The organism is Streptomyces sp. NPDC030143 (assembly GCF_055573695.1).
The window spans coordinates 23,857-35,581 of record NZ_JBVIAY010000040.1 but is presented as its reverse complement, the minus strand read 5'-3'; the positions used below and the strand labels follow the sequence as shown (position 1 = coordinate 35,581).

The 11,725-nt window shown below is 71.7% G+C and carries 8 protein-coding genes and 3 pseudogenes; 9 read left to right on the top strand and 2 right to left on the bottom strand.

The features are described 5' to 3' along the window. Positions 1-185: 185 nt before the first annotated feature. The 9 genes and pseudogenes from ACZ4YY_RS35870 to ACZ4YY_RS35830 all read left to right on the top strand — a co-directional run bounded on the left by ACZ4YY_RS35870 (position 186) and on the right by ACZ4YY_RS35830 (position 10,022). Positions 186-767, top strand: a complete 582-nt coding sequence (locus tag ACZ4YY_RS35870; RefSeq protein WP_468299368.1) for a TetR/AcrR family transcriptional regulator — start codon at positions 186-188, stop codon at positions 765-767. Beyond that, positions 748-969 carry a hypothetical protein gene (locus ACZ4YY_RS35865; RefSeq protein WP_468299370.1) on the top strand — a complete coding sequence of 74 codons (222 nt, stop codon included), beginning with the start codon at positions 748-750 and terminating at the stop codon, positions 967-969. Before ACZ4YY_RS35870 ends, ACZ4YY_RS35865 begins: the two co-directional genes overlap by 20 nt. A gap of 52 nt (positions 970-1,021) precedes the next feature. Then, positions 1,022-1,240, top strand: a pseudogene (locus ACZ4YY_RS35860) (hypothetical protein); the annotation flags it as partial. Positions 1,241-1,618: 378 nt separating this feature from the next. Further along, positions 1,619-3,298: a ribulokinase gene (gene araB / locus ACZ4YY_RS35855; protein WP_468299364.1), complete on the top strand. Its 1,680-nt coding sequence runs from the start codon at positions 1,619-1,621 to the stop codon at positions 3,296-3,298. 66 nt (positions 3,299-3,364) lie between these two features. Next, positions 3,365-4,882: an L-arabinose isomerase gene (gene araA / locus ACZ4YY_RS35850; protein WP_468299362.1), complete on the top strand. Its 1,518-nt coding sequence runs from the start codon at positions 3,365-3,367 to the stop codon at positions 4,880-4,882. Positions 4,883-4,907: 25 nt separating this feature from the next. Beyond that, positions 4,908-5,639 carry an L-ribulose-5-phosphate 4-epimerase AraD gene (gene araD, locus ACZ4YY_RS35845; protein ID WP_468299360.1) on the top strand — a complete coding sequence of 244 codons (732 nt, stop codon included), beginning with the start codon at positions 4,908-4,910 and terminating at the stop codon, positions 5,637-5,639. A 113-nt stretch (positions 5,640-5,752) separates the two neighbouring features. Beyond that, positions 5,753-6,569 (top strand): annotated as a pseudogene (locus ACZ4YY_RS35840) (PfkB family carbohydrate kinase); the annotation flags it as partial. A gap of 34 nt (positions 6,570-6,603) precedes the next feature. Next, positions 6,604-7,209 (top strand): annotated as a pseudogene (locus tag ACZ4YY_RS35835) (aldo/keto reductase); the annotation flags it as partial. Between the two features lie 395 nt (positions 7,210-7,604). Further along, entirely contained in the window at positions 7,605-10,022 is a 2,418-nt protein-coding gene (locus ACZ4YY_RS35830; RefSeq protein ID WP_468299359.1) for a SpoIIE family protein phosphatase, read from the top strand. Between the two features lie 18 nt (positions 10,023-10,040). Here the strand turns inward: ACZ4YY_RS35830 and larE are convergent, their stop codons facing one another. Both larE and larC2 read right to left on the bottom strand, forming a co-directional pair. After that, positions 10,041-10,859, bottom strand: coding sequence for an ATP-dependent sacrificial sulfur transferase LarE (gene larE / locus ACZ4YY_RS35825; RefSeq protein ID WP_468299357.1), 819 nt, complete (start codon positions 10,857-10,859; stop codon positions 10,041-10,043). Beyond that, entirely contained in the window at positions 10,852-11,709 is an 858-nt protein-coding gene (larC2, locus tag ACZ4YY_RS35820; RefSeq protein ID WP_468299366.1) for a nickel pincer cofactor biosynthesis protein LarC2, read from the bottom strand. Before larC2 ends, larE begins: the two co-directional genes overlap by 8 nt. Positions 11,710-11,725 lie beyond the last annotated feature (16 nt).

Sequence of the window (11,725 nt, the reverse complement as noted above, 5' to 3'; positions counted from 1 at the left end):
CTGGGAGAGACGCGACGACATCCACGAAGCGTTCCTCGGCCTCGCCACCTGTCTGATCACCCACCGCCACGTCCAACGCCTTTGTTAGGACCTCTAAGGGACCCGGCCAGACCACGGCCGACGGCCGCGCCAGCACAACCGAAGGACGTCGACGCAGTCGCGCCAAGCGAGGCCACGGCGGCCGACTGAGGGACGAGCTCATCGAAGCGGCCGGCACGCTGCTCGACGACGCCGGCGAGGACGGCGTGACCATCCGTGCGGTGGCACAGGCCGTCGGGGTCAGCACCCCCTCGGTGTATATGCACTTCGACAACCGACTGGAACTGCTGCACACCGTGTGCCTGGGGGTCTGGGACGAGCTCAACCGACGGATGCTGAGCATCAGCGCCCAGAACAGTGACCCGTTCGCCGAACTCCACCAGCGCAGTGTCGCCTACATCAGGTTCGGGCTCGACCATCCCCTGCGCTACCGCCTGGTCGCGACCGGACCCGCGACAGCCGTCACTGAGCAGGTCGCCGACGCCTGCTTCCGATTCCTGCGGGAAGCGGTGCAGCGATGCGCCGACGCCGGCGTGCTCCACGGCGATGTGACGGCGCTGACCCGGGCCATCTGCGCGTGCCTGCCCGGTGCCGTCTCGCTGCTGATCCTCCAGCCGACCTCGAAATGGCCCGACGACATCCCCCAGTACGCAGACGATGCCGCTACCCTCGCCTGCCAGGGCGCCGCCGCCCTCTCACGCGCGCACCATGGGCGCTACGAAACGTGAACCGTTCTGCCCTGGAGGTTCCCCCTTAGATGCGGGAAGACGTGACAAGGAGCGCAACACCGTCGACCGCCTGATCAACCGGCTGGAGGACTGGCGCGGCATCTCCACCCGCTTCGACAAGACACCCGAGAGCTGCCTCGCTGGTCTCGAACTCCGCGCCTCGAGGATCTGGCTCGAGGACCTCCTGCGAGCAGCCGATTGATCACGACGTCACACAGGCCCGACCGCGCTGCCCCGCGGCCACGCGATGCACCGTGCAGGCCGACAAGGAGGACATCGAAGATCTTGGTCTCCTGAAGCTCGACGTGCTGGGCGTGCGGATGCAGTCCGCGATGGCGTACGCGGTCGCCGACCGCCGCACGACCGGACGCCTGCTCGATCTCGACAATCCTGATCACGTCAGTCTGAATGACCAGCAGGCCTCCGAGCTGATCCGGGCCTCGGACACCGTCGGCCTCTTCCAGCTCGATTCTGTGTCAACGCGAGCTGTGTCGGTTTCCTTGCTTCACCGGCTTCCTCGTCTGCGCGAACGTTGCAAACTGGTTGTCGATGACGCCCCCGCCCTTCATCATCCGTTCCCAGTAGCAAATTCTTCCGGCCAGGGAAGCCGTGCCGGGCTGGTTGCTCACACAGGGAGGCTGTCGGGGGTTTACGTTCGAGCCTTGACGGGTCAAGATGGCGCAGCGATGAGCAATACTTTCCTCATTGGTGTCGCAGGACGTGGATCCGTGCGGCCCCGATCGGGATGTTCGCAGAGGCGGTCCGCTGTTCGTAATTTCGAACAGCGATCGATATACCGGACAATCAGTTGCTCGCCGCCCCAGATCATCCAAACGCACTAAGGACGACCTGTGCACGCAGAGCATGTTGAATCGACGAGCCTCGACCTCTGTGTCGTGGGGGTGGACTTCGGCACCCTGTCAGGGCGGGCTGTGGTGGTCCGCGTCCGGGACGGTGCCGAGTTGGGCGTTGCGGAGCACCCGTACCGGCACGCCGTTCTCGACCGGGAGCTGCCCGACGGTACGCCGCTGCCCCCCGACTGGGCCCTGCAGGTGCCCTCGGACTACACCGACGTCCTGCGCACCGCCGTACCCGAGGCTCTCGCCCGTGCCGGAGTGCGGCCGGAACAGGTGATCGGCATCGGCACCGACTTCACCGCCTGCACTGTCCTGCCGGTGCTCGCCGACGGCACGCCCCTGTGCGAGCTGCCCGAGTACGCCGCCCGCCCGCACGCCTACGTCAAGCTGTGGCGCCACCACGCGGCTCAGGGTCAGGCCGACCGGATCAACGCGCTGGCCGCCGAGCGGAAGGAACCGTGGCTGGAGCGGTACGGCGGCAAGATCTCCTCGGAGTGGGAGTTCGCCAAGGCGCTGCAGGTCCTGGAGGAGGACGCGGAGATCTACCAGCGCACCGAGCGCTGGGTGGAGGCGGCGGACTGGATCGTCTGGCGACTGAGCGGCGCGTACGTCCGCAACGCCTGCACCGCCGGCTACAAGGGCCAGTACCAGGACGGGAGGTACCCGTCACCGGAGTACCTGGCCGCCCTGCACCCGGACTTCGCCTCCTTCGTCACCGACAAGCTGGACCAGCCGATCGGCCAACTCGGTGAGGCGGCCGGGCGGTTGACCGCCGAGGCCGCCGCCTGGACGGGCCTGCCGGAGGGCATCGCGGTCTGCGTCGGCAACGTCGACGCGCATGTGACGGCCCCGGCGGCGGTCGCCGTGGAGCCCGGCCAGATGGTCGCCATCATGGGCACCTCCACCTGCCATGTGATGAGCTCGGACCAGCGTGGCACGGTCCCCGGCATGTGCGGTGTCGTCGATGGCGGCATCCTGCCCGGACTGTGGGGCTACGAGGCCGGACAGAGCGGCGTCGGCGACATCTTCGCCTGGTTCATCCGCACCAGCCTGCCCGCCGAGTACGCCGAACGCGCCGCGGCCGCCGGCCAGAGCCCGCACGAGTACCTGACCGAGCTCGCGGCCGGGCAGCGCGTCGGCCAGCACGGCCTGATCGCCCTGGACTGGCACAGCGGCAACCGGTCGATCCTGGTCGACCACGACCTCAGCGGCGTCGTCGTGGGCCAGACCCTGTCCACCCGCCCCGAGGACGTCTACCGCGCCCTGCTGGAGGCCACCGCCTTCGGCACTCGCACCATCATCGACGCCTTCGAGGACGCCGCCGTACCGGTACGGGAACTGATCATCGCGGGCGGCCTGACGAAGAACGCTCTGCTCATGCAGATCTACGCCGATGTCACGCGCCGCCCGCTCGGCGTCATCGGCTCCGCCCAGGGCCCGGCCCTCGGCGCCGCCATGCACGCCGCGGTCGCCGCCGGGGCGTACCCCGACATCCGCGCCGCAGCGCACGCCATGGGCAAGGTCCGGCGCGGGGTCTACCAGCCCGACCCCGAGCGTGCCGCGGCCTACGAGCGCCTGTACGCGGAATACCGCTTGCTGCACGACTACTTCGGCCGCGGCACCAACGAGGTCATGCACCGCCTGCGCCGCATCCGCGCCGAAGCTTCCGCCTGAGCCTTCGCACAGCCCGGCAACGCCCCGCCGGCTCGCACCACCCGAACGTCTGGAAAGGAACCCATCATGAGCACACCAGCCCAGCCTTACGCCGACCAGGAGGTCTGGTTTCTCACCGGCAGCCAGGGCCTGTACGGCGACGACGTCCTGCGTCAGGTGGCCGAGCAGTCGCGGAGCATTGCCGAAATCCTCGGGCAGCCCGGCAAGGTCCCGGTCCGGATCGTGTGGAAGCCGGTCCTCACCGACGCCGACTCGATCCGCCGGATGTGCCAGGAGGCGAGCGCCTCCGACACCTGCGTGGGCGTGATCGTGTGGATGCACACCTTCTCGCCCGCGAAGATGTGGATCGCCGGTCTCAGCGCCCTGGACCGGCCCTTGTTGCACCTGCACACCCAGTACAACCTGTCGCTGCCCTGGCCGAGCATCGACATGGACTTCATGAACCTCAACCAGGCCGCCCACGGCGACCGCGAGTTCGGCCACATCGAGTCCCGCGTCGGCGTCGACCGCAAGATCGTCGCCGGCCACGCCACCGACCCGAGGGTCGTCCGGCGCATCGGGGCCTGGGCCCGCGCCGCCGTCGGCCGCCACGCCTCACGCACCCTGCGTCTCGCCCGCTTCGGCGACAACATGCGCGACGTCGCCGTCACCGAGGGCGACAAGGTGGAGGCCCAGCTGCGGTTCGGCTTCTCCGTCAACACCTACGCCGTCAACGACCTGGTGGCCGTCGTGGACCAGGTCGAGGACAAGGCCGCCGCCGAACTCGCCGCCGAGTACGTGGAATCGTACGACGTCGTCTCGGCCCTGCGCCCCGACGGCAACCGCCATGACTCCCTGCTGTACGCGGCCCGTCTCGAACTGGGCCTGCGGACCTTCCTCACCGAGGGCGGCTTCACCGCCTTCACCACCAACTTCGAAGACCTCGGCGGCCTGCGCCAGCTGCCCGGCATCGCCGTCCAGCGCCTCATGGCCGACGGCTACGGCTTCGGCGGCGAAGGCGACTGGAAGACCTCCGCCCTGCTGCGCACGATGAAGGTCATGGGCCTCGGTCAGGCGGGCGGCACCTCCTTCATGGAGGACTACACGTACCACCTCGGACCCGGCACCCCCCGCGTCCTGGGCGCCCACATGCTGGAGGTCTGCCCGTCCATCGCGGCCGACCGCCCCCGCTGCGAGATCCACCCCCTGTCCATCGGCGGCCGCGAGGACCCGGTCCGCCTCGTCTTCGACGCGGCGCCCGGCCCCGCAGTCGTCGTCGGACTGTCCGACCTCGGCGACCGCTTCCGGCTCACCGCGAACGCCGTCGACGTCATCGCCCCCAGCGAGCCGCTGCACAGCCTTCCGGTCGCGCGGGCTGTCTGGAAGCCGCGCCCCTCACTGGCGGAGTCGGCCGAAAGCTGGCTGCTGGCCGGCGCCCCGCACCATACGGTGCTGAGTTCGGCCGTCGATCTGGAGACGCTCACCGACTACGCCTCCATGACCGGCGTCGAGCTGCTGACCATCGACGAGAACACCAACACCGATCAGTTCAGCAAGGAAATCCGCTGGAACGCCGCGTACCACCGTCTGGCGCAGGCCCTGTGACCCCCGTAGCGAAGGAGACGACCCGATGACCGTGCGCGTCCGCGACGGGCTGCGACAGGAGGTCCTGGAGGCGAACCTCGCCATTCCGCAGGTCGGTCTGGCGACATTGACCTGGGGGAACGTCAGCGGGGTCGACCGGGAGGCCGGGGTGTTCGTCATCAAGCCCTCCGGCGTCCGCTACGAGGATCTGTCCCTGGACGACCTGGTGACCGTCCGTCTCTCCGACGGCGTGGTCGTGGACGGCCACCTGCGCCCCTCCACCGACACCGAGACTCACCGCTGCCTGTACCTGGCGTTCCCGTCCATCGGCGGGATCACGCACACCCACTCCACGCACGCGGTCGCCTTCGCCCAGGCCCGCCGCGAGATACCCGTCCTCGGCACCACCCACGCCGACACCTTCAACGGCCCCATACCCTGCACGCCGGACCTGACCGCCGAGCAGTGCGCGAAGGACTACGAGTACAACACCGGCCACGTCATCGTGGAGATGCTGGAGAGGGACGATCGCAGGGCGAGCGAGGTCCCCGGCGCCCTGGTCGCCAGTCACGGGCCCTTCACCTGGGGAGCCGGCGCCCGCAAGTCCCTGGAACACGCGATCATCTGCGAGGCCGTCGCGGACATCGCCCTGCACACCCTGTCCCTCTTCCCGACGGCTCCGCCACCTCCGCACCTCCTGACGCGGCACTACACCCGCAAACACGGCCCCGACGCCTACTACGGCAACCCGGACCCAGGGCTCACCACCTCGGTGTGACCGCCGTACCCGCAGCCTCGCCGGGGGCGGGCTTCACCCGACCCGCCATGGTCGGAGGCAGCCCGCCCCTTCCCCGGCCTCAGGCCGGACCTGTGGCGACAACGGCGGAGGAAGTGAGACGCCGGCCCGGGGGCGGGGGCGGCGTCAGGGCACGACCTGGGGTACGTCCTGGGGGTGCTCCGGGCCCCCTCGTCGAACGCGGCTTCGGGATCCGCGGCGCGCTCGGCGTCAGCGACCGCGCCCAGTCCACGTCTCCCAACTGCGCAAGGGCGACGTGGGCTGGAACACGGTGTTCTCGGCCGGGGCACGCCGGTTCCACACCGGCGGCATCTTCGCGGGTCTGTCGGAAACCACGGTCGACGTGGCCGACGAGGCGATGACGGCCGCGCGTCGGCATGGACTCACCGTCTCCTACGACCCGAACTACCGCTCCAGCCTCTGGGCCGACCGTGGCGGAGCGGAGCGGGCCCGCGAGGTCGACCTGAGACTCGCCCGGCACACCGATGTCGTGGTGGGCGCACTGGGTCTCGCGGGCGGGCACCCCGGCGCGGTGCGGTTCGCGGCCGACGAGGTGCCGGACGCCCTCGCCGCGGCGGCCGACCTGCCGCCCGGTACCGGGGTGCTCGCGACGACCCTGCGCGAGGTGCCCTCGGCGGGCGTGAACACCTGGAGCTCGGCGGCCTGGTCCGCCGGGACCGGCCCGGGCCCCGCATGCCCGGGCTGCACGTCCTGGACCGCATCGGCTCCGGCGACGGCTTCGCCGCCGGACTGATCCACGGCCTGCTCGCCGGACACCCCCTGGAACGTGCCCTCGCCCACGGCACGGCCCGCGGCGCCCTGGTCATGACCACTCCCGGCGACGTCTCGATGGCCACTCCCGCCGAGGTAGAGGTGCTCGTCGCCGGCGGCTCGGCACACGTCCGACGCTGACCGGCGCCCCCACCCCTGTCCCCAGGAGCACGTCCTGCATCACCGGAGGATCCAGCACACGCCGGTCGCCGTCACCGGACTCGGCTTCGGCGCCTCGGTGATCGGAAACCTCTGCCGGGTGAGCGCCTCCCAGGCCGCGTCGGCCGCGATCCACGCCGCCTGGGAGGCGGGCGTCCGCTACTTCGGCACCGCCCCGCACTACGGCCTCGGCCTCTCCGCACGCCGGCTCGGCGCCGCGCTGCGCGAGCGGCCGCGCGAGGAGTGCGTGGTGTCGTCCAAGGTGGGCCGCCTGCTCGTTCCCAACGAGCACCCGCGGGGCGTCGACGACGAGGGGTTCGTCGTACGGGACGACCTGCGCCGGCAGTGGGACGTCAGCCGTGACGGCGTACTGCGCTCTATCGGGGAGACGCGGGAGCGCACCGGCCTGGACCGCCTCGACATCGTCTAGCTCCACGACCCCGACGACCACTGGGCCCAGGCCGCCGACGAGGCCGTGCCCGCCCTGGCCGAACTGCGCGACCAGGGCGTGATCGGGGCGATCTGCGCCGGCATGAACCAGTCCGCCTTGCTCGCCCGCTTCCTGCGCGGGACCGCGGCCGACGTGGTGGTGCGGGCCGGGCGCTACACCCTGCTCGACCGCGAGCGGTGACGGCCGCCCGCCCCGAAACCCTCGGAGCCGAAGCGCTGGGTGATCCGCACAACCCGTACCGACAACACCCCCTGGACCGCATCAACCGCACCCAAGGCCCCCGTGGAGCCGCCCCATGCACACCAGTCCGACCACCAGAACCACCAGGAGAGGCAGACACTCCGCCGCCTCCGTCCGCCGTCTCCTGCCGGCGGCACTCGCTACGGCGGCCTCTCGGAACCACTAGAAATCTTCACCACAAAACGGGAGAGACGAGCAGTACTCATTCCGACAGGTGCCCGCTTCGGTTGAGCCAGACGTGTCGGGGCGCGATGCTGGACGCACCGCCCGTGACGCGTGCCGCCGGCGGGGGCGGCGTCAGGGCACGAACGAGAGTGGGTCGTCCCATGGACAACCAGTCCGACGTCTCCGGTGCGGCAGAGGGCACCGGAGTACCCGAGGACTTCGCGGTCGTCGTCGATACCGAGCTGAGAATCATGGCGTGGAGCGCGGGCGCCCGGGCGCTGCTCGGACACACGTCCGACGACGTCGTCGGACGTCCGGCCCGCGACCTGCTCGCCGCGGACCTGCCCCACTCCGCAGGCCGGCACCTGTCCGCCGGAGAGCCCTGGACGAGCGACGTGGCGCTGCGCCACCGCGACGGCGACCGGGTGCTCGTGCGGCTGCGCGGCATACCGCTGCCGGCCGGGGAGACGGGCTCGCTCTGGCTCGTCACGGGCGCCGCGGCGACGTACGCCTCCGGTCCGGGCGAGGCGGACGCCGCGGAGCTGTGGGACCGCACGCTCGCGCAGCTCCCACTGTCCGTCGCCGTCTACGACCAGCGGGCCCGCTTCGTGGCCTGCAACCAGGTGATGAGCCGGGCCATGGGGCTGACCAGCGACGAGATGAAAGGCCTGACCCTCACCGAGATCCAGCCGAGCCATCGCGAGATGGACCGCCTCCAGCGCCGGGTTCTGCGCACCGGGGAGGCCGTCCACAGTGAGCAGCAGCCCGGCCGGGCCCTGGGCGAGGTCCAGGATCACGCCTGGTCGGTCTACCTCACCCCGCTGAAGGACCCGGGCGGCTCGGTACGGGGCCTGTCGGCGTTGGTGATCGACACCACCGAGCAGTACTGGGCCCGGCGCCGCCTGGAGGTGCTCAACGAGGCCAGTGCGCGCATCGGCGGCACCCTCGACGTGACGCGGACCGCGGAGGAGCTCGCCGAGGTGGCCGTGTCGGGATTCGCCGACTACGTCGTCGTCGACCTTCTGGAGTCCGTCGTCCGCGGAGACGAACCGGAACCGGTGTCGCCCACCGGACCGGTCGTCCTGTCCCGCTGCGCCCACGCCTCGGTGCTCCCGGGATGTCCGGAGGCCGCGGTGCCGGTGGGTGAGACGGCCGTCCGGCACCCGCGCTCTCCGGCGGCCCGGGCGCTGCGCACCGGCCGGGGCACCCGGCACCGCATGGGCGACCCGGTGCTGCGCGAGTGGCTGGCCGAGTCCCCTGCTCGCGGCGAGGCGGTGCGGCGGTACGGGATGCACTCCGTCCTGCTGGTGCCGCTGCGCGCCCGCGGCGTCACCCTGGGCCTGGTGTATCTGGTCCGGCACCGCACGCCGGAGGCCTTCGGGGACGACGACCTGCTGCTGGCCGAGGAGATCGCCGCCAGAGCGGCCGTGAGCATCGACAACGCCCGCCGCTACACCCAGGAACGCCGGACCGCCCTCGCCCTCCAGCGCAGCCTGCTGCCCGAGCGGCTGCCCGCACCGGTGGCGGTGGACCTCGCCTACCGGTACCTGCCGGCCGGTTCCGCGAGCGGGGTCGGCGGCGACTGGTTCGACGTCATCCCCCTGTCCGGGGGACGGGTCGCCCTGGTGGTGGGTGACGTGGTGGGCCACGGCATCCACGCCTCGGCCACGATGGGCCGTCTGCGCACCGCCGTGCGTACGCTCGCCGACGTGGATCTCGCCCCCGACGAACTGCTCACCCAGCTCGACGACCTCGTCGTCCGGCTGGACCGGGAGGAAGGGTTCGACGCACGGGACCTGATGAGCGGGGAAGTGGGCGCCACCTGCCTGTACGCCGTCTACGACCCGGTCTCCTGCACCTGCCGTCTGGCCCGCGCGGGACATCCGCCGCCGGCCCTGGTGGCCACGGACGGAACCGTGCGGTTCCTCGACCTGCCGGCCGGCCCGCCGCTGGGTGTGGGGGGCCTGCCGTTCGAAGCCGTCGAGGTCGAACTGGAGGAGGGCAGCCTGCTCGCCCTCTACACGGACGGGCTGATCGAGGCCGCCGACCGTGACATCGACAGCGGGCTGGGCCTGCTGCGGAACGCGCTGACCCATCCGCCCGCCGGCCTGGAGGACATCTGCGACCAGGTGGTCCGCAAGGTGATACCCGCCGCTCCCGCCGACGACATCGTGCTGCTCCTGGCCCGCACGTCCGCGCTCGACGCCGACCGGGTGCACACCTGGCGGCTGCCCACGGACCCCGCCCTCGTCGCCGGGGCCCGCCGCAAGGCGAGCGACCAGCTGACCGCCTGGGGACTGGACGAGCTGACCTTCGCCACCGAACTGATCGTCAGCGAACTGGTCACCAACGCCATCCGCTACGGCACCGCGCCCCTCGAACTGCGCCTCCTGCGCGGCGACACACTCATCTGCGAGGTGTCCGACGGCAGCAGCACCGCCCCTCACCTGCGTCGGGCCCGCTCCTTCGACGAGGGCGGACGCGGACTGCTGCTCGTCGCCCAGCTCGCGGAACGCTGGGGCAGCCGCCAGACCGCCACCGGGAAGACGATCTGGGCGGAGCTGCCGCTGCCGGATTGAGTAGCCTCAACCGCCCGGTCAGGACTCCACGTTGAGCCCTCCCGACCGGAAGGGCCCGACGTGGTGGGGCAGGTCACCGTAGCCCGCGGTCGCCAGGGCCCGGGGGATCCCCGGGTGCGCCGCGACCCGCTCCACGAGCCGGGAGTCGACCTCCAGGCGGACGGTGTCCCCGAGGTCGCGGACCCTCAGGTCCGTCACGGTCACTCCGGCGTCGGCGAGCAGGGCGCGTACGGCGGCCTCGGCGCGGTCGACGCGGGCGAGGCGGTGCGGGGTGACCTCGATGCCGTAGCGGATCCGGCTGGCCAGGCAGGGGGTCGCCGGCTTGTCCCACGTCGGCAGTGACCAGGCCCTGCTGAGCCGCCGTACGGCCGCCTTGTCCAGGCCGTTGTCGAGGAGCGGGGTGTGGATGCCGCGTTCCCGGCCGGCCCGGATGCCCGGGCGGTGCGGGTCGCGGGCGTCGTCCGCGTTGGTCCCGGTGGCCACGTCGTCGTAGCCGTGCTCGCCGGCGAGGACGGTGATGGTGTCCAGGACCTCCGACTTGCAGAAGTAGCAGCGGTCGCGGCCGTTGGCCCGGTAGCCGGGGCGGGAGAGTTCCTCGGTCCGCGGAGTCAGGTGGGCCACTCCCGAACTCTCGGCGAGCGTTCGGGCCCGTGGGAATTCCTCGGCGGCCAGGCTCTCCGAGACGGCGGTGACGGCCAGCACGCGGCCCGCTCCGAGGGCGCGTACGGCGGCGGCGAGGACGAGGGCGGAGTCCGCGCCGCCCGAGTAGGCCACGGCGACCGGTCCGATGGCTCCGATACGGTCCAGCAGGCGCTGTTCCTGTGTCGCGTCACCCATCGGTCCCGGCCTCCTTCGGTTGCCGGTGTTCTGGCTCGCCGCTCATGGGTTGCCGGTGTTGTGGCTCGCCGCTCAGTCGCTGCCGCAGCGCTCGGGCCGCCACCGCGCGCAGGGGAAGGCCGAGTTGGGTCGCGGCGGCCACCAGGTCGTCGTGTTCGGGCTTGGCCCGGTGGGGGCCGTGCTTGATCCGGACCGGGTGTCCGTCGACGTCGACGGTCTCGAAGCGACGCGGCAGCGTGGTACGGGTGGCGGTGAGGCGGCGGACTCCGAGGCTGCCGGTCTCGGCCGGGACGAGGTCGCGCAGTCGGCGCTCGTGCTCGGGGGTGGTGAGCACGTGCAGGATTTGGGCGGGGCGGCCCTTCTTCATCACGGCGGGGGTGGCCCAGGCGTCGAGCGCCCCCGAGTCCATGGCCCGGGCGATGGTGTGGCCGAGGACCTCGCCGGTGACGTCGTCGAGGTTGGTCTCCAGGACGACGACGTCCTCCTGGCCTCTTCGCGCCGGTTCCCCGAGGGTGACGGCGGTGACGTCGGGCCGGTCGGGCAGGCGTCGGGTGCCCGCGCCGTAGCCGGTGGGCCCGAGGGTCATGGGCGGCGGTGGACCGTACCGGGTCCCGGAGGCGCGCAGCAGCGCGGCGGCGGTCGGTGTCACCGTCTCCCCCGGCAGGTCGGTGCCGGTGACCGCGGCTCCGGACAGCAGCGCGAGCGTCGCAGGGGCCGGGCAGGGCAGGACGCCGTGCGCCGCGTCGATGCGGCCCCGGCCCAGCGGCAGCGGGGAGCTGACGACCTCGGTGACGCCGAGGGCGTGCAGGGCGGCGGCGGTGCCGACGATGTCGACAAGGGTGTCATGCAGCGCGGGCCGGTCACGC